This is a genomic window from Streptomyces sp. NPDC005004 (assembly GCF_053600675.1).
The window spans coordinates 162,721-183,085 of the sequence record NZ_JBSGAH010000014.1; the positions used below are offsets into that span (position 1 = coordinate 162,721).

A 20,365-nucleotide genomic window follows, 5' to 3' on the forward strand; every position below is an offset into this window, starting at 1 on the left:
GGCCACGGGCGGCGATGGGGCCGCCCGGCCGATGGCGGGAGTGAATGGGTCGATGGAGACTCCGGGGTCGCAGTCGTCGCTGCACCGAGCCAACCTGGAAAGAGTCGTACGAGCGGTGCGGCTGGCAGGGTCGCTCACGCAGGCCGAGATCGCCCGCACGACCGGTCTGTCCGCCGCGACGGTCTCCAACATCGTGCGCGAGCTGAAGGACCACGGGACCGTGGAGGTCACGCCCACGTCGGCCGGTGGCCGGCGGGCCCGCAGCGTGTCGCTGAGCGGGGACGCGGGCATCGTGATCGGCGTCGACTTCGGGCACACGCACCTGCGCGTCGCGATCGGCAACCTCGCGCACCAGGTGCTCGCCGAGGAATCCGAGCCGCTGGACGTGGACGCCTCCTCCGCGCAGGGCTTCGACCGGGCCGAGGAGCTGGTCGACCGGCTGATCGCGGCGACCGGGGTGGACCGGTCCAAGATTGCCGGGGTGGGCCTCGGCGTGCCCGGGCCCATCGACGTGGAGTCGGGCACGCTCGGCTCGACCTCGATCCTGCCGGGCTGGGGCGGCACCAAACCCGCCGACGAGCTGCGCGAACGCCTCGGCGTCCCGGTCCACGTGGACAACGACGCCAACCTCGGCGCCCTCGGCGAGCTGGTCTGGGGGAGCGGCAAGGGCGTGCGCGACCTGGCCTACATCAAGGTGGCCAGCGGTGTCGGGGCCGGTCTGGTGATCGACGGCAAGATCTACCGGGGCCCCGGCGGGACGGCCGGTGAGATCGGGCACATCACCATCGACGAGTCGGGTCCGGTGTGCCGCTGCGGCAACCGCGGCTGCCTGGAGACCTTCACCGCCGCGCGGTACGTCCTGCCGCTGCTCCAGGCGAGCCACGGCAGCGCGCTGACCATGGAGGGCGTCGTGCGTCTCGCGCGGGACGGAGACCCCGGCTGCCGTCGTGTGATCGCCGACGTGGGGCGGCACGTGGGCAGCGGGGTGGCCAATCTCTGCAACCTGCTGAACCCCAGCCGGGTCGTCCTGGGCGGCGATCTGGCCGAGGCCGGCGAACTCGTCCTCGGGCCCATCCGGGAGGCCGTGGGACGCTATGCGATTCCCAGCGCGAGCCGTCAACTGTCTATTCTTCCAGGGGCACTTGGCGGTCGCGCCGAGGTGCTCGGCGCCCTCGCCCTCGCGCTCAGCGAAATGGGCGATTCGACCCTTCTGGACGGTTCCGCGACAGCCGCCCTGCCTGTCGTCGCGCCTGCGTTCACTTAAACAACGATTGGCACCGTTGCCATCTCGTTAAGAATTTACTTCTTGACGCCGAACGCGTGGCCGAGTTGACTTCCAGCCACCTCGGCCGCAACGACGCGGCCTCGTCAGGGAGGTTTCTGAAGTGAACACGCGTATGCGTCGTGCGGCCTTCGCCGTTGCTGCTGGTGCCATGGCCGTCTCGCTCGCCGCTTGCGGCAGCGCCAAGGAGTCCACGGGCGGCGCCTCGAAGTCCGCGGACACCAAGAAGGGCGACGCGATCAAGGTCGGTCTGCTCCTTCCGGAGAACCAGACCGCGCGTTACGAGAAGTTCGACCGTCCGCTGATCGAGAAGAAGGTCTCGGAGCTGACGAACGGCAAGGGCAAGGTCGTCTACGCCAACGCCAAGCAGGACGCGACGCTGCAGAGCCAGCAGGTCGACACCATGATCACCAACAAGGTGGACGTCCTGGTGATCGACGCGGTGGACGCCGCGGCCATCAAGAACTCGGTGCAGAAGGCCAAGGACGCGGGCATCCCCGTGGTGGCCTACGACCGCCTGGCGCAGGGCCCGATCTCCGCCTACACCTCGTTCGACAACGAGACCGTCGGCAAGACCCAGGGCGAGGCGCTGCTCAAGGCGCTGGGCTCCAAGGCCAAGTCCGGCAAGATCGTCATGATGAACGGCTCCTCCACCGACCCGAACGCCGCGCAGTTCAAGAAGGGCGCCCACGAGGTGCTCGACGGCAAGGTCAAGGTCGGCAAGGAGTACGACACCAAGGAGTGGAAGCCGGAGAACGCCAACTCCAACATGGAGGGCGCGATCTCGGCTCTGGGCAAGAAGAACATCGTCGGCGTCTACTCCGCCAACGACGGCATGGCCGGCGGTATCATCACCGCCCTCAAGCAGGCCGGCATCAGCGTCCCGGTCACCGGCCAGGACGCCGAGCTGGCGGGTGTGCAGCGGATCGTCGCCGGTTCGCAGTTCATGAGCGTCTACAAGCCGTACGCCCCGGAGGCCGCCGCCGCCGCCGAGATGGCCGTGGACCTCGCCCAGGGCAAGTCCCTCGACTCCGTCGCCAAGGACAAGGTCGACAGCCCGACCACGAAGGGTGTCCCCTCGGTCCTCGTCGCCGTCACCTCGCTGACGAAGGACAACATCAAGGACACCGTCGTCAAGGACGGCGTGTACACCATCGCCGACATCTGCACGGCTCAGTACAAGGCCGCCTGCGCCAAGGCCGGCCTGAAGTAAGCGCCGCCGCCCCGCTCGGGGGCCGGACTCCGCCGTGAGTCCCGCCCCCGGCCGGGTCGCAGGCCGCAAGGCCGCATCAGGCTCCCTCCGGCGCCCCGCGCCTTCACACAGCCCCGCAAGCTCGTCGCGGGGCGCCGGACGGAATTCCCCCAAACTTCTGCACAACCTCCCGCCGGGTCAGGCGGCGAAGGAGTTGGTTCACGTGTCCGCTACGCCCGTGCTGGCGTTGCGCGGAGTCTCCAAGCGATTCGGTGCCGTCCAGGCGCTCACCGACGTCACGCTGGAGGTCCACGCCGGTGAGGTGGTCGCCCTGGTGGGCGACAACGGTGCCGGAAAGTCCACGCTGGTGAAGACGATCGCCGGTGTGCACCCCATCGACGAGGGCGTCATCGAGTGGGAGGGCAAGACCGTCCAGGTCAACAAGCCCCACGACGCCCAGAACCTGGGCATCGCCACGGTGTACCAGGACCTCGCGCTGTGCGACAACATCGACGTCGTCGGCAACCTCTACCTCGGCCGTGAGCTGCGCCGCACCGGCGTGCTGGACGAGGTGGAGATGGAGCGGCGCTCGCGCGAGCTGCTGGACCAGCTCTCGATCCGCATCCCCAGCGTCCGCATCCCGATCGCCTCGCTCTCCGGCGGTCAGCGGCAGGTCGTGGCCATCGCCCGCTCCATGCTCGGCGAGCCCAAGCTGGTGATCCTCGACGAGCCCACCGCCGCGCTCGGCGTCGAGCAGACCGCCCAGGTCCTCGACCTGGTCGAGCGGCTGCGGGAGCGCGGCCACGCCGTCATCCTCATCAGCCACAACATGGCCGACGTCAAGGCGGTCGCCGACAAGGTGGCCGTTCTGCGACTGGGCCGCAACAACGGCGTCTTCGAGGTCAAGTCGACCTCTCAGGAAGAGATCATCTCCGCCATCACCGGCGCCACGGACAATGCCGTCACCCGTCGTGCGGCGCGCACCAATGGGGAGAGCACGAAGTGAGCATCGACAAGACCTCCACGTCCTCGGGGGGCGCGGCCGTGGCGAACCCGGAGGCCGCTCCCGGCGCCGGTGTCGCCGTCGACCCCCGGCTGCTGGTGCGCGAGCAGGGACTCGCGGGCTACGTCGGCGAGTTCAAGCGCAAGATGAAGGCCGGCGACCTGGGCTCGATGCCCGTCGTCGTCGGACTCATCGTCATCTGGATCATCTTCCAGAGCCTGAACTCCAACTTCCTCACCGCCGGCAACCTCTCCGACATCTCCGTCGCCATGGTCGGCACGGGCATGATCGCCGTCGGCATCGTGTTCGTCCTGCTGCTCGGCGAGATCGACCTCTCGGTCGGCTCCCTCTCCGGTGTCGCGGGCGCGACCTTCGCGGTGCTGAACATCACCAACGGCATGAACGAGGTGCTGGCCTTCGTGCTGGCGATCCTCACCGGCACCGTCGCCGGCGCCGTCCAGGGCTTCTTCTTCGCCAAGATCGGCGTGCCCGCCTTCGCGGTCACCCTGGCGGGTCTGCTGTTCTGGAACGGCCTGATGCTCAAGATCCTGGGCGACAACGGCACGATCAACCTCAACAGCGACGGCCTCGTGGCCAACCTGACGAGCTACTACTTCTCCGACGTGGCCGCCGCCTACGGTCTGGCCGCCGTGGTGACCGTGCTCTTCTTCCTCAACTCCTTCCTCGGCAACAAGCGCCGCGAGGCCGCCGGTGTGCCGTCGAAGCCGCTGAGCGAGACGATCCTGCGCACCGCGCTGCTCGGCGTCCTCTCCTTCGCCGTCGCGATCGTCTTCAACCAGTACAAGGGCCTGCCCCTGGCTGTCGTGATCTTCGTCGCGATCCTCTTCGTCACCGACTTCGTGCTGCGCCGCACGGCCTACGGCCGCAAGGTGTTCGCGCTCGGCGGCAGCGTCGAGGCGTCCCGCCGTGCCGGCATCAACGTGGACCTGGTCCGCATCTCGGTGTTCGCCATCTCCGGCACCTTCGCGGCGCTGGGCGGTCTGTTCATCGCCTCCAAGATCGCGTCCGCCAACCAGGGCGCCGGTGGCGGCGACCTGCTGATGAACGCCATCGCGGCGGCCGTCATCGGTGGCACGTCCCTCTTCGGCGGCCGCGGCCGCACCTGGAACGCGCTCCTCGGTGTGCTGGTCATCGTCTCGATCCAGTACGGCCTGGCCCTCCAGGGCATCCCCTCGCCGGTGCAGTACATGATCACCGGTGGAGTCCTGCTGGCGACCGTCGTCATCGACGCCGTCACCCGCAAGACCCAGAAGTCGGCCGGCCGCGCGTAAGCGCGGCTGGCTCAGAGGCCCGGCGCAACGGAGCGCCGGGCCTCTTCGGCGTCTCCGGCCGCTTCCCCGTGCCCGTGAAACAACCGTGGGCACGCCCGGACACCGGCGGCCGGAGCGGAACATTAGACTCATCAAGCCCGGCAACAGCTCGATCAGCTCTTATCTGCAAGGAGGCACGGGTGCCGCTGCTGACCCGCATCACGGGACCGCGCGATCTGGACCGGCTCAGCCTGGAGGAGCTGAACCTGCTGGCAGAGGAGATCCGGACCTTCCTCGTCGAGGCCGTCTCCAAGACCGGCGGCCACCTCGGCCCCAACCTCGGTGTGGTCGAGCTGACCATCGCCATGCACCGGGTGTTCCACTCGCCCAAGGACAAGGTGCTGTGGGACACCGGCCACCAGTCCTACGTGCACAAGCTGCTCACGGGCCGCCAGGACTTCTCCCGCCTGAAGATGAAGGGCGGCCTGTCCGGCTACCCCGCCCAGGCCGAGTCCGAGCACGACGTCATCGAGAACAGCCACGCCTCCACCGTGCTCGGCTGGGCCGACGGCATCGCCAAGGCCAACGAGCTGAAGCAGCGCGACAGCCACGTCGTCGCCGTCATCGGTGACGGCGCGCTGACCGGCGGCATGGCCTGGGAGGCGCTGAACAACATCGCCGAGGCCAAGGACCGCCCGCTCGTCATCGTCGTCAACGACAACGAGCGCTCCTACGCGCCCACCATCGGCGGCCTCGCCAACCACCTGGCCACCCTGCGCACCACCGACGGCTACGAGCGCTTCCTCGCCCGCACCAAGGACCTGCTCGACCGCACCCCGGTCGTCGGCCGCCCGCTCTACGACACCCTGCACGGCGCCAAGAAGGGCCTGAAGGACTTCATCGCCCCGCAGGGCATGTTCGAGGACCTGGGTCTCAAGTACGTCGGACCCATCGACGGCCACGACATCGAGGCCCTGGAGTCCGCGCTGGCCCGCGCCAAGCGGTTCGGCGGCCCGGTCATCGTGCACTGCCTCACCGAGAAGGGCCGCGGCTACCAGCCCGCCCTCCAGGACGAGGCCGACCGCTTCCACGCCGTCGGCAAGATCCACCCCGACACCGGTCTGCCCATCGCCACCTCCGGCGCCGACTGGACGTCCGTCTTCGGCGAGGAGATGGTCAGGCTCGGCGAGGAGCGCGAGGACATCGTCGCCATCACGGCGGCCATGCTCCAGCCCGTCGGCCTGGACAAGTTCGCCAAGCGCTTCCCCGACCGCGTCTACGACGTCGGCATCGCGGAGCAGCACGGCGCCGTCTCGGCGGCCGGTCTCGCCCACGGCGGCGTGCACCCCGTCTTCGCCGTCTACGCCACCTTCCTCAACCGCGCCTTCGACCAGGTCCTGATGGACGTGGCCCTGCACAAGTGCGGCGTCACCTTCGTCCTGGACCGCGCGGGCGTCACCGGCACCGACGGCGCCTCCCACAACGGCATGTGGGACATGTCCATCCTCCAGGTCGTCCCCGGGCTGCGCCTGGCCGCGCCGCGCGACGCCGACCAGGTGCGCGCCCAGCTGCGCGAGGCCGTCGCCGTCGAGGACGCGCCGACCGTGGTCCGCTTCTCCAAGGGCGCCGTCGGCCCCGCCGTACCCGCGCTGCGCAAGGCGGGCGGCATGGACGTGCTGCGCGAGCCCGGCGCCGACCGGCCCGACGTGCTCCTGGTCTCCGTCGGCGCGCTCGCCCCGATGTGCCTGGAGATCGCGGACCTGCTCGACAAGCAGGGCATCTCCACCACCGTCGTCGACCCCCGCTGGGTCAAGCCGGTCGACGAGGCGATGGCCCCGCTCGCCAACGAGCACCGGGTCGTCGTCACCGTCGAGGACAACAGCCGCGTCGGCGGTGTCGGCTCCGCGATCGCGCAGGCGCTGCGCGACGCGGGCGTGGACGTGCCGCTGCGCGACTTCGGCATCCCGCCGCGCTTCCTCGACCACGCCTCGCGCGCCGAGGTCATGGCCGAGATCGGGCTGACCGCTCCGGACATCGCGCGTCAGGTCACCGGTCTGGTCGCCAAGCTGGACGGCCGCTTCGAGGACAGCGCCGCCGCCGTGGAGTCCGCGCGCGACTAGCGGGGACAGGAGCGCGCGGTCGGACGCGCGCTCCAGGAACAACCCTCCGGGCCGGTTCCGCCGCCTCTCCAGGTGGCGGAACCGGCCCGCCTGCGTGAACCTGCCAGTGCCGGGGCAGACGAATCCCCGGCCCTCTCGATCATGTCGAGGTCGACGAGCGTGGGAGGTAGGTAGGTGTGAGCACGCTCTTCCGGACGAAGAACGTCGAGCAGTCCATCCGGGACACGGAAGAACCCGAGCATTCCCTCAAGAAGTCCCTCTCCGCCCTCGACCTGACCGTCTTCGGCGTCGGTGTCATCATCGGCACCGGCATCTTCGTCCTCACCGGCCAGGTGGCGAAGAACAACGCGGGCCCCGCGGTCGCGCTGTCCTTCGTCGTGGCCGGCATCGTCTGCGGTCTGGCGGCGCTCTGCTACGCCGAGTTCGCCTCCACGGTCCCGGTGGCCGGGTCCGCGTACACCTTCTCGTACGCCTCCCTGGGCGAACTGCCCGCCTGGATCATCGGCTGGGACCTGGTCCTTGAGTTCGCGCTGGGCACGGCGGTGGTGGCGGTCGGCTGGTCCGGCTACATCCGCTCGCTGCTGGACAGTTGGGGCGCCACCCTGCCCCCGTATCTCTCCGGCCGGGACGGCGCCACCGGGTTCGGCTTCGACGTGCTCGCGGCCGCGCTGGTGCTGCTGCTGACCGCCGTGCTGGTCGTCGGCATGAAGCTCTCGGCGCGGATCACCTCCGTGGTCGTCGCCATCAAGGTGATCGTGGTGCTCATCGTGATCATCGGCGGCGCCTTCTTCGTCACGGGCTCCAACTACGACCCGTTCATCCCGCCGGCCCAACCTGCCAAGGCTGGCGGCGACCTGAGCGCCCCGCTGATCCAGCTCATGTTCGGTTGGGCCCCGGCGAACTTCGGGGTGATGGGCATCTTCACCGCCGCCTCGGTCGTGTTCTTCGCGTTCATCGGGTTCGACATCGTCGCCACCGCCGCCGAGGAGACCCGCAACCCGCAGCGGGACATGCCGCGCGGCATCCTCGGCTCGCTGATCATCTGCACCCTGCTCTACGTCGCGGTGTCCATCGTGGTGACCGGGATGCAGAAGTACACCAAGCTGTCGATCGAGGCGCCGCTCGCGGACGCCTTCAAGTCGCTCGGGCACCCCTGGTTCGCGGGGGTCATCAGCTTCGGCGCGGTGATCGGTCTGACGACCGTGTGCATGATCCTGCTGCTCGGCCAGACCCGGGTGTTCTTCGCGATGAGCCGGGACGGACTGCTGCCCCGCTTCTTCTCCCGCGTCCACCCGCGCTTCCGCACCCCGCACCGGCCGACCATCCTGCTCGGCGTGATCATCGCGGTCATCGCGGGCTTCACCAGCCTGAGCGAGCTGGCCGAGCTGGTGAACATCGGCACGCTGTTCGCGTTCGTCGTCGTCGCGCTCAGCGTGATCATCCTGCGCAGGACCCGCCCCGACCTGCCCCGCGCGTTCCGCACCCCCTGGGTGCCGTTCCTGCCGATCCTCTCGGTGTGCGCCTCGCTGTGGCTGATGGTCAACCTGCCCGCCGAGACCTGGCTCCGCTTCGCCATCTGGATGGCGATCGGCTTCGTCGTCTACTTCGCCTACGGGCGCACCCACAGCCGCCTCGCGGTACGGCAGCGGGAAGAGGCGAAGGAGACCCCCTCGGAGGGCGGTGCCCGCTGAGCGCGGGCGGCACCGGCGCCGCGGGCGGACTCAGCCCAGGGCGGTACGGGGACCGGACACGTCCGCGCCCAGATCGCCCACCCGGCGGCGCAGTTCGCGGTCGGCCGTGACCACCAGACGGTCGCGGTCGCCGGCACCGGCGACCAGCTCCACGATCCAGTCGTCGCCGCTGCCGGGAGCGGACTCCACCCGGACCCCGGGCACCGACTCGACCCCGCGCGCCGCGCCCTCCACGACCAGCACGATCTCCACGTCCTCCGTGCGCCCGGGCAGACCGTCGGCGGCCAGCCGGTCCCGCAGCCGCTCGGCGGCGCCCTTGCGGTCGCGCCACCAGCCGTCGGGGCGCGAACCGACGACGTTCGCGCAGTCCACGATCGCGAGGAGCGGGCCGTCCTGGTCAGCGTTGCCTTGCACGTCGTCCATGCCTCCAGCCTCCCACGCCCGTCCCGAGGGGGCGCGGGACAGCGCCCGGACCGGGCCGTTTATGGTGATTCCGTGAACGGCGACTGGCTCATATGCGGCCGCGACGGCCGGCTCAGTGTCTACCGGCTCTCGGGCGACGCCGTCCTGTGCCGGGCGGAACGCGGGCCGGGCGGCGGTTGGACCGCACCGCGCAAGGCGGGCGGCGAACAGCGACTGCACCCCGTCCTGGCCCTCGGCCAGGGCGCCGACGGCTATGCCCACCTCGTCTCCTGGCGCCCCACAGTGAAGGGCGAGGCGGGCCTGGTGCACTCGACCCACTTCCGCGCCCATCTCGCCCCGCTGGACTGGACCCCCATCGGCCACCCGGACAGGAAGGGACCGCGCACCGGCACCCCCGCCGTCGCCGTGGACGCCCAGGGCCGCGCCCATGTCTTCGTGCGCAACGACGCCGGCGGGGTGAGCGCGGCCGTCCAGAAGGAGAAGGGCGGCTGGGAGCCCTGGAAGGACCTCAAGGGCCACGACGTCCAGGACGGTCTGGCGGCGGTGACGGGGGAGTCCGGCCTGATCGAGCTGTACGCGGCGGTGCCCGGCGGCATCCTGCACTGGCGCCAGGAAAAAGCGGGCGCCGAACCGGTCCTCAAGGAAGCCCTGGAGACCGCCGTCCGCCCCGGCACCCTGTACGCGCTCGCCACGTCCCCCGCGTACACGACCCTCTTCTTCGCGGACGACTCCGGCACCCTGTACGCCTGGCGCCCCGGCGCCGAGCCCACCGCGCTGCTGCCCGCCGCCGGACCGGGCCCGGTGGCCGCCGTCCGCTGCACCCTCGACGGGCACGACTGCACCCTGCTCGCCCAGCGCACCGCGAACTCCCGGGTGGCGTTCGCCGCGTACCCCACGGAGCTGGAGTCGGCCGGGGCCTGGTGGGCCGAGTCGGGCCCGAAGCTCGCCGAGGACGCCGTGGTGTCGCTCGCGACGGACGAGCACGGCCGGACGGTCGCCGCCGCGCTCTCCCCCTCCAGCGGGCGCCTGCTGCTGACCCGCCGCAAGGACGAGCCGGGTCTCGCCCTCGAGGCATGGCGCGAGGTCTGAGCGGGCCGGGGCCCCGCGACGGCGCGTGCCGTCCCGAAGCCCGTCGCACTCAGGGGGTGTCGCCGCCCCTGGCCGGGGACTTCTTGGCCGACTCGGGGATCGTCTCGTCCGAGCGCACGGCCTTCCACAGCTCCTTGGCCTGCGGTTCGGCGGCCACGACCCGGTTGGGGTCCTGGGTGTCGTAGCGGACCGGGAGCATGATCGTCTCCATGGTCTCGGGGTCGACGCCGTTCATGCTGCGGCTGAACTCCGCGAGCTTGGTGAGGGAGTCGAGCCCGGAGTCGGTCGTGAGCGACTGGGTGAGCTTGTCCGCGACGGTGTACGCCTTGGTGGGGCTGCCCAGCAGGTCCTGCTGCTTGATCTCGGAGAGCAGCGAGATCAGGAACTTCTGCTGGAGCCCGATGCGCCCGAGGTCGCTGCCGTCGCCGATGCCGTGCCGGGTGCGGACGAACTGCAGGGCCTGCTTGCCGGTCAGCCGGGTCGTGCCCGCCTTCAGGTCGAGGCCGCTGTGGGAGTCGTGGATGTCGCGGTCCACCGTGACGGGCACGCCGCCTATCGCGTCGACCAGCCCCTGGAACCCGGCGAAGTCGATCTCCACGAAGTGGTCGAGGCGGACGCCCGACATCTGCTCGACGGTCTTGACCACGCAGGCCGGACCGGCCACCGAGTAGACCGAGTTGAACATGACGCGGTGCGCCGAGGGGAGCTGCTTGCCGCTGCGGGTCGTGCACTCGGGCCGGGTCACGAGGGTGTCGCGCGGGATGCTGATCGCGACGGCCTTCTTCCGGCCCTCGGGTATGTGGATCACCAGCGCGGTGTCGGAACGGGCGCCGGAGACATGGCCGGTGTGCAGGGCCGCGTTGGCGCCGGCGCGCGAGTCGGAGCCGAGCACGAGCAGGTTCTGCCCGGAGGTCGGCAGCTTCTCCGGGCGGTTGTCACCGATGGCCCGGTCGAGGTCGACGCCCTTGATGTTGGAGTCGAGGCTGTCGTAGAGCCAGTAGCCCGTGCCGCCCGCGGCGACCAGGACGACGGCGAGGGCGATGAGGATCTTCCGGCCGGTGCGGCGCCCCCGCTTCGGGGCCTTGCCGGTGCCGGGTCCGGCGGGCGTTCCGGGTTCGCTCTGCTGGGGCGTCGAGACATGACTCATCGTGCGTCGGGTTCCTCGTGGGTCGTGCCCCGCGGGGCGAGTGGAAGTGGCGTGCTACGGCGGAAGATTGACTGATCCTGTAGGAAAAGTGAGGCATCTGTAAACATCCGGTAGCCGATGCGCTCACTGCGCCAGAGCCCTTGATCGCAAATGGTCAATACGCGAAGTGCCCCGAGTGAGCCCGGTCGGAGACGGGTTACGCAGACATGAGCACCGAAGTCGGCAAAAGGTTGTACCGAAGGTCCTGTGATCAAGCTCGCCGTGTATGGAGGGTGATCACGCGTCGACACTTAGTTGAAGCATTGTTAAAGTTCACCATCTCATGTGATGGTTCTGTGAATCCGCAGGTGCGTCCCTGAGCAACCCGTCGGGCGCCCTTCGCGCCACGGGAGAATTCCGTCTCGTCCGGTGCGTATCTGAGGGGTTATGGCCAAGCTGTCGCTGCGGGCGGTACAGAAGCTGACCTGCAAGAAGCGCGATGCCTGGTGGACCGTGTTCCTGGTCGACCCGCTGGCCACCCGGCTGCTGATGGTGGTGGCCCGCTTCCGGTTCATCACCCCCAACGGGGTCACCTGGGCCGCGCTCTTCGTCGGACTCGCCTCGGCGGGCTTCTTCGCCAGGGGAGACACCGTCTCCCTCGTCGTCGGCGCGCTGCTCTACCACTTCAGCTTCGTCCTCGACTGCATCGACGGAAAGCTCGCCCGCCTCAAGGGCAACGGCTCGGTCTTCGGCGGCTGGCTCGACTACGTCTTCGACCGCGTCCGCGTGCTGGCCTGCGCCCTCGCCCTGATGGGCGGTCAGTATCTGCGCACCGACGATCCGCGCTTCCTGCTGGCCGCGCTCGGCGTCGTCTTCCTCGACATGCTGCGCTACCTGGACGCGCTCCAGATCTACAAGATGCGCCAGTCCATGCGCACCAAGCTCGAACGGACCGCCGCGGAGCGGGCCGAGGCCGAGCGCGCCCGGCGCGACGCCCGGGGCGAGGGCCGGCTGGTCTTCATGGAGGACCTGCTGCGCGACAACCCGGCCACCCCCGTGGAGACCCTCCGCGCCGAGGCCGACGCCCCGGTCGTCGACCTGCACGAGCAGTTCCGCGACCAGTTCCCCTGGTACACCCGCGTCCGCCGCGCCATGCTGCGCACCCGCATACGCCCGCATCTGTTCAGCGGCATCGAGTTCCAGATGTTCGTCTTCATCGTGGGCCCGCTGCTCGGCCGCATCCTGTGGACCACAGCCGCCTCGGCCGCCCTGCTGCTGGCCTTCGAGCTGTTCATCATGTACAAGTTCTGGCTCTCCACACGGGACTTCAACCGGGTCGTGCGGGACATGGCGACCCAGCGAAACGTTTCTGCTCCCGCCCCGGACCCCGCCGCCTGGACCGAGGACGACTGGCCGGTGCCCGACGCCCCGCTCGCCCCCGGCATCCCCAGCCAGCCGCAGCACGGCGCCGAGGACCGGGACCATTTCCCCTCCCGCGAGGAACGCCTCGGCTTCCCGCACCAGGAGCGGTACGAGCAGTACGACCCGTACCAGCAACCCCAGCCCCAGCCCCAGCCCCAGTACGAGCAGTACGAGCAGTACGAGCAGTACGAGCCGTACCCGGACCACGCGTCGTACGAGCCCTACGAGCAGCCCGCCCCTGCCGCCCACGACTCCTGGTTCGAGCCGTACTCCGAGCCCGATCCCGACCCGTACCCGCAGCACTCCCGGCACCCGTCCCCGCAGTACCCCGAGTACCAGACCCAGCCTCACGCCCAGTCTCAGCCCTGGACGGACGAGGGATTCGCGCGATGAACGAACCGAACGCAGCCACCGCACCCACCACGTCGCCCGCGCCCCCCGCCCGGGGCGCCCTCGCCGACGTGGACACGCTCACCTACGCCGACGCCTCCGCGTACACCGTCACGATCGTGGTCGCCGCCTACAACGCGAGCGCCACCCTCGACCGGGCGCTGCGCTCGGCGCTCGGCCAGACCCACCGCAACCTCGAAGTGCTGGTCCTGGACGACGCGTCCACCGACGGCACCCTCGCGGTCGCCCACCGGTACGCCGAGAAGGACCCCCGGGTCCAGGTCGTGGTCCGCACCCGCAACAGCGGCGGCGTGGGCTCCCCGCGCAACCACGGCATCGAGATCGCCACCGGGCAGTACCTGATGTTCCTCGACGCCGACGACGAACTGCCGCACCGCGCCTGCGAGACGCTGCTCGCCTCCGCGCTGGCCACCGGCGCCGACATCACCGCGGGGCGGGCGATCCGCGTCAACCTCGACAAGGGCGAGAACACCGTCTGGCAGCCGCAGCTCTACGGCGCCGACCGCACGGTGGAGGGCGGACTGGCCGCCATGCCCGAGCTGTTCGAGGACCCGATCGCGGCGGCCAAGCTGTACCGCACGGAGTTCCTGCACGAGCACGGCATCCGCTTCCCGCAGGGCGTCCACTTCGAGGACACCTACTTCTCCACGCTCGCCTACTGGTTCGCGGGCACGGTCAGCCTGCTCACCGCCCCGGTCTACCGGTGGATCTGGGAGCGCGAGTCGGACACCCCGTCGCTGACCAACCGGCGCGGCGAACTGCGCAGCATCCGCGACCGGGTGCTCGTCCACCAGTGGACCGACGACTTCCTCGCCCGTCAGGGCGCCGACGAACTGATCGCCCGCAAGGCGGCCAAGTTCCTCTCGCACGACCTCGGGCTCTACATGGGCGCCCTCCGCGCGGGCGACGACGCCTACCGCGAGGGCTTCCTGCGCGCCACCGGCCCCTATCTGCGCACGCTCCCCGAGGAGTGCTGGGACCTCACCGGACCGCTGGAGCGGGTACGCGGCTTCGGGCTCATGCAGGGCAGGCCCGACGTCGCCCTCAGCGCCGCCGACTTCACCCAGCGGCGCCCGGTGCTCAGCTCCGACCTGGTGGAGCGCGACGGCCGGGTCTTCTGGTCCGGCTCGCTGCTCGGCCGCCCGGACGCCGAGCGGTTCCTCGACGTCACCGACCTCGACCTGACGGGCGGCCGGCTCTCCGACGCCCGGCTGTTCAACCAGGCGACCCGGCTGGAGATCACCGGCGGCGAACTCCACCTCACCGGCTTCATCCGCAACCAGTTCGGCCGCGTCGGACCCAAGGACAAGCCGGAACTCGTCGCCGTCCTGCGCTGCCGGGGTCCGAAGACCGACCACACCTTCCCGGTCACCGGCATCGAGGTGGACGAGGAGTACATCCGCTACCACGCCACCATCTCCCTGGACGCGACCCTCGGCGCCCTGGAGCGCCCGGCGGTGTGGAACCTCCTCGTGCAGATGCGGCACGCGGGCGAGCGCGCCACCACGGCGGTCTGCGTGCGCGGCGTCGACATCGAGGCGGAGCGCTACACCGGTGCCGGGACGACGTACGAGATGTACGAGACCGTCAGCGGCAACCTCGCGCTGCGCCCGGAGACCAGGGAGCAGCAGGCCAGGCCCGACCGGCGCGGCACGCCCTGGACCTGGTGGACCACGGAGCGGATGCCGGAGCCGTTCGCCCGCCGTGAGCGCTACGGCGCCGCCGTGGTCGTCCACTGCCACAACGACGAGTACAACCTGCCCGAGTTCCTCGGCTCCCTCGACAGCCAGCGGGACTTCGCGGGCACCCAGGTGATCCTGGTCGACGACGGCTCGACCGACGCCACCGCCCACCAGATCGAGGAGTTCGCGGCCCGCTGGCCGAACGTCACCGTCGTCTCCCAGATCGCCATGGGGATGCGCGCCGCCTTCGACCACGGCCTGCGCCATGTCACCGCGCCGTACGTCATGTTCGCCCGCGCCCGCGACATCCTCGGCCAGGACAGCGTGCACCGGCTGCTGCACGCCGCCCGCGCCGCCAAGGCGGACGTCGCGGTGGGCCGCAGCGACAACTTCCCCCAGCCGAGCAGGGCCGGCGACGAGGCGTGGGCGCGCTACTTCGGGCCGACGCCCGCCAAGGTGGAGCGGCTGCGCGACGCTCCGTACCTGGTGTTCTCCACCAGCCTCAGCGCCAAGCTGCTGCGCACCAGCCTGGTCCGCGAGGAACGGCTGCGCTGCGGGCAGGGCCCCGGCTTCGAGGACGCCTGGCTGAGCGTGCCCGCGCTGCTGCACGCCCGCCGGGTCACCATCGCGCCGGGCGCCACCTGTTACGAGCGCGACGGCGAGCAGCACGACTCGCTCTTCGACCTGCCGTGGAACGACCCGGTCAAGGCACAGGAGCTGATCCGGCTGTGCCGGCACGTCCTGCGCCGGGCCGCGGAGCTGGACCCGCGCACCCTGCGCCTGGCGCAGCGGTTCGTGGTGCGGACCTTCCAGCCGTATCTGCGCAATCTGCACCGGATCATGAGCCGTGACGAACTGGCGGCCGTCTTCCCGGCGTTGTGCCAGGTCTACGCGGACATCCCCGACGACCTGGTGCTCCAGTACGCCACGGCCGCCCTCGCGCGCACCCAGCACCACGCGGTGCGCACCGGCAACCTCGACCTGTTCTGCGACCCGTACACCGCGCCCGAGTTCCGGCCGCATCTGTACCTCGACGACGAGGGGATCTTCCGCAGGCTCGCCGTGGACCGGGCGGACACCGCGCTGCTGCGCGTGGACCGGCACCGGTTCGTGCTGGAGACCTGCCATGTCGACACGGAGCGGATCGTCTTCGAGGGACTCATGGTCCTCTCGGGCGTCGACATCGCCCACCTCTTCGACAACCGGCTCGAACTCGTCCTGTCCGACGGGCAGACCGAACGTGCCGTCCCCGTCGGCCAGGTGTACCGGCGCGACCGCTGGCGCACCCGCAAGGAGCAGGACTGGTACAGCGGCTGGCGCGCCGTGGTGCGGCCCGAGGACTTCGCCTCGCTGAACAACCGGGACCTCACCCTCACGCTGCGCGTGCACGACGGCGACCGGCATCTGGACGCCCCGGTGGACCCGCGCCAGATGCTGCACCGCTTCAAGGGCGTGCACCGCGCGGGCCGGGCCACCGTGATCCTGGACATCGACGCGGACGAGAAGATCACGCTGCGCCGGGTCTCGGGTGCGGTGAAGCGGCTCACCCACAAGACGAAACGTTTCTTCACGGCGTTCCGCATGGCCCTGCCCGGCCGCCCCGGCTGGCGCACCCGGATGCTCTACTGGCTCTTCCACCCGTGGCTGCGCGGCAAGGACATCTGGATCATCGGCGAGCGCGAGGACACCGCGCAGGACAACTCGTACCACCTGTTCAAGTGGATACGGACCAACGAGCGCCGCCGCCGGGTGTACTACGCCATCAACGGCACCGCGGCCGACCGCGCCAAGGTGGCACCGCTCGGCCGCGTCATCGACCGCCTGTCCTGGAAGTACCGGGTCTATCTGCTGCACGCCAGCAGGCTGATCAACGCCTACGACCTGGAGGCGTACCTCGGCTTCCCCGGCCTGTCCAAGCGCGCCTTCCTCACCGGCTACGGCGATCTGCTGCGCTACAAGCGGGTCTTCCTCCAGCACGGCGTGGTCTACAACGACGTGGCGCCCTCCATCCACGCCCAGGTCACCAACGTCGACATGGTGCTCACCACCGGACGCAGCGAACGCGCCTACTACGCCGAGCACTGCGGCTACGGCTACGACCGCGTCGCCGCCACCGGACTGCCGCGCTTCGACGCCCTGGAGCCGGTGCGCGGACCGCGCCGCGTGCTGATCATGCCCACCTGGCGGCGCGACATCGTGGCGCCCTCGTACAACAAGGCGGCCAAGCCGGAGATCCCGTTCGCCGCCTCCGAGTACTACCGCTTCTTCTCGGCGCTGCTGCGCGACGAGCGGCTGCTCGCGGCGTGCCGACGCCACGACGTGCAGCTCGAGTTCATGCCGCACTACGAGATCCGGCCCTACCTGAAGCACTTCCGCATCGACCACCCGTCGATCACGGTCTCCACCACCGGACGCGACGTCCAGCTCGCCATGCGCGAGTGCTCGATGCTGGTCACCGACTACTCCTCGGTGTTCTTCGACGTCGCCTACATGGGCAAGCCGATCGTCTACACCAACTTCGACGACGAGAGCTTCTACAGCAAGCACTACAAGCGCGGCTACTTCGACCTGGGCCGGGACGGCTTCGGCCCCGCCTGCGCCACCGTCGACCACGCCGTCGAGGCGATCATCGCCTCCATCGAGCGCGGCTTCGAGGTCGAACCGCAGTACCGGCGCCGCGCGGAGGAGTTCTTCGTCCTGCGCGACACCAACAACTGCCGCCGCGCCTACGACGTGATCGCCACCATGGACGCCGCCGTCGCGGGCGACCCCGGACTGCCCTCCGCGCCGCTCGTCATGGGCCGCCCGGAGCCGCAGCAGGCGGGAAGGGGCTGACATGACGACGTCCAGGATCTTCCTCACCGGCGACTCCGGCACGGCCGCCCGCCGCCGCGACGCGGCCCCGCTGGCCGGCTGGGGGCAGGCGCTGCCGCTGTTCCTCACCCACGCCGAGGTGGTCAACTCCGCCCGTCCGGGAGCCAGTTCGCGCACCTTCGTGGAGTCCGGCGGCCTCACGGCGGTCCTCGACCGGATCGCCCCCGGCGATCTGCTGCTCGCCTGCTTCGGCCTCAACGACGTCCACACCGACGACCCGCGCGGCACCGAGCCCTTCGGCGACTACCAGCGGGCCCTGCGCGCCCACGTCCACGGCGCCCGCGACCGGGGCGCCCACCCCGTGCTGCTGACCAGCTACGAACGCCGCCTCTTCGACGACCAGGGCAATCTGCTCCGGCCGCTCGGGATGTACCACGCCGCCGTGCGCGAACTCGGCGCGAGCCTGTGCGTGCCCGTGGTGGACCTCGGGGAGTGGAGCGCCGTCCAGTGGCGCCGCGCGGGCGACACGGGCAGCCGCGCCCTCTTCGGCCACCTCGAACCCGGCGAGCACCCGGCCCACCCAGACGGGCTGCGCGACAACACCCACCTCAGGGAGCGCGGCGCCGTCGAGTGCGCCCGCTTCGTGGCGGCCGAACTGAACCGGCAGGGGCTGCTCACCCCGGAGCACTTCCGCGACCTGGACGCCCCGGTGCCACTGGAGGCGGTGCCCTACGCGGAAAGCCCGGACGACCTAGGACCCCGATGAACGACCACCATCCCCTGGCCTTCGCGCACGTCACCCACCCCGGCGCCGCCGAGGCCCTCGGCACCCTGCGTCTCGTCGCCGACGCCGACCCCGCGCTGCCCGTCACCCCGGGACAGGAGATCACCCTCTCCCTGACCCTCACCCCCGTCGAGGGCGCCTACCGCACCTACGGCTACCTCATCGACGACTCCCTCGCCCCGGGCGCCGCGATGCTCCGCCACCCGGGGCTGAGCCTGCTGAACAACGGCAGATACGCCACCTACGTCACCGAGGACGACGAGCCGCGTACCGTGAGCTGCGTGATCCGTATCGACCCCGAGGCACCCGACGGCGCCACGGTGCTGCCCCGGATCGTCGTCGGTGTGATGGCGGCGGAGGGGGACCGCCTGGTGCCCTCGGCCGCCGTCTGCGACACCGGTTTCCGGGTGCGCCGGCACTGGCTGCCCGGCCAGTGCGTCACCCTGCGCCCCGGCGGCCGCGCCCTGCTCCCGCCCGGCCACACCCCGGTCCCCGGTCTGCGCCTGGTCGCCGTCGGCCGTGCCCGGCGCGGACTGCTGACCTACGCGCCGGACGGCGGCGTCAGCTACCAGGCCCACCCCGATCACCTCGGCTACGACCGCTTCGAGCTGGCCTTCGAGGGCGAGGACGGGCACCGGGTGTGGTCCGAGGTGACCGTGCACGTCGGCGACCTCGGGGACTCCCCGGGTGCGCTGGCCGTGCATGGCTAGCGTCCGGCGGCTGCGGGGCGCGGTCCTGGCCGTCGCGCTCGCGGTGACCCCGGCAGGCTGCTCGGCACCGACCGCGGTGTCCTCGGGCCGGCCGGCTCCGGCGCCTTCGCCGGACCCGCCCGGCTCCTCGGTCCCGGCGGCTTCGGCTCCGGCGGACCCCGGCACGGCCGCTCTGCCCGCGGGCTTCGGCTTCCGGCAGCTCACCCGTAGTCTCGGCCCCGGCGCGCCCGTGCGGCTGACCGTGCTCAGCGTCGCCCCCGACGCCGGGGTGCGCGTCACCGGTGTGCACGGCGCCGACATGACCCGCTCCGACACCGTGCGCACCCTGGCCAACCGCTCCGACGCGCTCGCCGCGATCAACGGCACCTACTTCGACATCCGCACCGGCCACCACCACTCCGGCTACGAGGGCGACCCCATCGGGCTGTACGCCGAACACGGCAGGGTGCTCAGCGAGGCCCTCGACGGCCGCCCCGCCCTTCTCCTCGGTCACGCCGGCGGACGCCTCGAAGCCCGGGTAGCCGAGGTCGCCACCAGGGGAGGGCTGCGCGCGGCCGACGGCGCGGTCCGCGAACTCGACGGCGTGGACCGGGTCCCCGGCCGCATACTCGGCTGCGGAGGAACCGGCGGCGACCGCCTCGCCACCACGGGCCGCCTTCAGGAGAAGCCGTTCGAGGGGCTGTGCACGGACCCGGACGAGGTGGTCTCCTTCGCCCCCGAGTGGGGCGGCGACACCCCGCCCGGCACCGAGGGCAGCACCGAGGCGCTGCTCGCCGCCGACGGGAGGGTCCTGCGGCTGCGCACCCCGGCGGGCGGACCGCTGCCCGAGGGCGGCAGTTCGCTGTACGGCATCGGCACCGGCGCCGCGTGGCTGCGTGCGCACGCGGTGCCGGGCACCCGGCCGGCCGTCTCGGAGCGGATCACCGCCCCGGCGGGTCTGCCGCTGCCCGGACCCGTCGACACGGCCGTCGGCGGCAGCGCCCGACTGCTGCGCGCCGGGGCGTTCGACCCGACGGCCACCGCGCTGCTCGGGCCGCGCCGGGAACCACGCACCGTGGCCGCCGTCACGGCCGACGGCACCCTGCTGCTCATCGCCGTCGACGGCCGCTCCCGCCGCGAGAGCGTGGGCGCCACCCCGGCCGAGGCGGCAGGGCTCGCCCGGTCCCTCGGCGCGGTGGACGCGGTCAACCTGGACGGCGGCGGCTCCACCTCGGTGGTGCTCCGCGGGCACCTGCGCAACCGCCCCCGCGACACCGAGGACGGCCCCGTGCGCGAGCGCCCGGTCGCCGACGGGCTGGCCATTCTGCCGGACGGGCCCGCGAGGTGACACATCGTCATGACATGA

14 protein-coding genes are annotated in these 20,365 nt (G+C 71.0%); 12 read left to right on the forward strand and 2 right to left on the reverse strand.

Translation table 11 applies throughout. The features are described 5' to 3' along the window. Positions 1-52 precede the first annotated feature (52 nt). The 6 genes from ACWEEU_RS21460 (at position 53) to ACWEEU_RS21485 (ending at position 8,559) form a co-directional block, all read left to right on the forward strand. Positions 53-1,264 (forward strand): ROK family transcriptional regulator, encoded by a 1,212-nt coding sequence (locus ACWEEU_RS21460; RefSeq protein ID WP_385747139.1) that lies wholly within the window; start codon positions 53-55, stop codon positions 1,262-1,264. A 133-nt stretch (positions 1,265-1,397) separates the two neighbouring features. After that, positions 1,398-2,495, forward strand: coding sequence for a substrate-binding domain-containing protein (locus ACWEEU_RS21465; RefSeq protein WP_385747149.1), 1,098 nt, complete (start codon positions 1,398-1,400; stop codon positions 2,493-2,495). Positions 2,496-2,688: 193 nt separating this feature from the next. After that, positions 2,689-3,480, forward strand: a complete 792-nt coding sequence (locus ACWEEU_RS21470) for an ATP-binding cassette domain-containing protein (RefSeq protein ID WP_199584193.1) — start codon at positions 2,689-2,691, stop codon at positions 3,478-3,480. After that, positions 3,477-4,769: a sugar ABC transporter permease gene (locus ACWEEU_RS21475; protein WP_451734273.1), complete on the forward strand. Its 1,293-nt coding sequence runs from the start codon at positions 3,477-3,479 to the stop codon at positions 4,767-4,769. The genes ACWEEU_RS21470 and ACWEEU_RS21475 overlap by 4 nt, the downstream gene beginning before the upstream one ends. A gap of 179 nt (positions 4,770-4,948) precedes the next feature. After that, positions 4,949-6,868: a 1-deoxy-D-xylulose-5-phosphate synthase gene (gene dxs / locus ACWEEU_RS21480; protein ID WP_385747137.1), complete on the forward strand. Its 1,920-nt coding sequence runs from the start codon at positions 4,949-4,951 to the stop codon at positions 6,866-6,868. Positions 6,869-7,044: 176 nt separating this feature from the next. Then, a complete protein-coding gene (locus ACWEEU_RS21485) occupies positions 7,045-8,559 on the forward strand; it encodes an amino acid permease (protein WP_451734276.1) in 1,515 nt (504 codons plus the stop codon). A gap of 30 nt (positions 8,560-8,589) precedes the next feature. Here ACWEEU_RS21485 and ACWEEU_RS21490 read toward each other — a convergent pair whose 3' ends face one another. Further along, positions 8,590-8,982: a PIN domain-containing protein gene (locus ACWEEU_RS21490; RefSeq protein ID WP_385747133.1), complete on the reverse strand. Its 393-nt coding sequence runs from the start codon at positions 8,980-8,982 to the stop codon at positions 8,590-8,592. A 72-nt stretch (positions 8,983-9,054) separates the two neighbouring features. Here ACWEEU_RS21490 and ACWEEU_RS21495 point away from each other — a divergent pair, with 72 nt between their 5' ends. Then, positions 9,055-10,071, forward strand: coding sequence for a hypothetical protein (locus ACWEEU_RS21495; RefSeq protein ID WP_451734278.1), 1,017 nt, complete (start codon positions 9,055-9,057; stop codon positions 10,069-10,071). Between the two features lie 49 nt (positions 10,072-10,120). On the opposite strand, the gene ACWEEU_RS21500 is transcribed toward ACWEEU_RS21495, so the two are convergent. Further along, positions 10,121-11,218, reverse strand: a complete 1,098-nt coding sequence (locus ACWEEU_RS21500; RefSeq protein WP_385747129.1) for an LCP family protein — start codon at positions 11,216-11,218, stop codon at positions 10,121-10,123. 426 nt (positions 11,219-11,644) lie between these two features. Here ACWEEU_RS21500 and ACWEEU_RS21505 point away from each other — a divergent pair, with 426 nt between their 5' ends. The 5 genes from ACWEEU_RS21505 to ACWEEU_RS21525 are packed head-to-tail and all read left to right on the forward strand — an operon-like array spanning position 11,645 to position 20,347. Further along, complete coding sequence (locus ACWEEU_RS21505; RefSeq protein WP_451734280.1) at positions 11,645-13,012, forward strand: CDP-alcohol phosphatidyltransferase family protein; 1,368 nt, start codon at positions 11,645-11,647, stop codon at positions 13,010-13,012. Further along, a complete protein-coding gene (locus ACWEEU_RS21510; RefSeq protein ID WP_451734282.1) occupies positions 13,009-17,547 on the forward strand; it encodes a bifunctional glycosyltransferase/CDP-glycerol:glycerophosphate glycerophosphotransferase in 4,539 nt (1,512 codons plus the stop codon). Before ACWEEU_RS21505 ends, ACWEEU_RS21510 begins: the two co-directional genes overlap by 4 nt. Before the next feature lies 1 nt (position 17,548). Beyond that, entirely contained in the window at positions 17,549-18,292 is a 744-nt protein-coding gene (locus ACWEEU_RS21515; RefSeq protein WP_451734284.1) for a rhamnogalacturonan acetylesterase, read from the forward strand. Then, on the forward strand, positions 18,289-19,020 hold the full coding sequence (locus tag ACWEEU_RS21520; RefSeq protein WP_385747121.1) for a hypothetical protein: 732 nt from the start codon (positions 18,289-18,291) through the stop codon (positions 19,018-19,020). Before ACWEEU_RS21515 ends, ACWEEU_RS21520 begins: the two co-directional genes overlap by 4 nt. After that, positions 19,013-20,347, forward strand: coding sequence for a phosphodiester glycosidase family protein (locus tag ACWEEU_RS21525; RefSeq protein WP_451734287.1), 1,335 nt, complete (start codon positions 19,013-19,015; stop codon positions 20,345-20,347). Before ACWEEU_RS21520 ends, ACWEEU_RS21525 begins: the two co-directional genes overlap by 8 nt. The last annotated feature ends 18 nt before the right edge of the window (positions 20,348-20,365 follow it).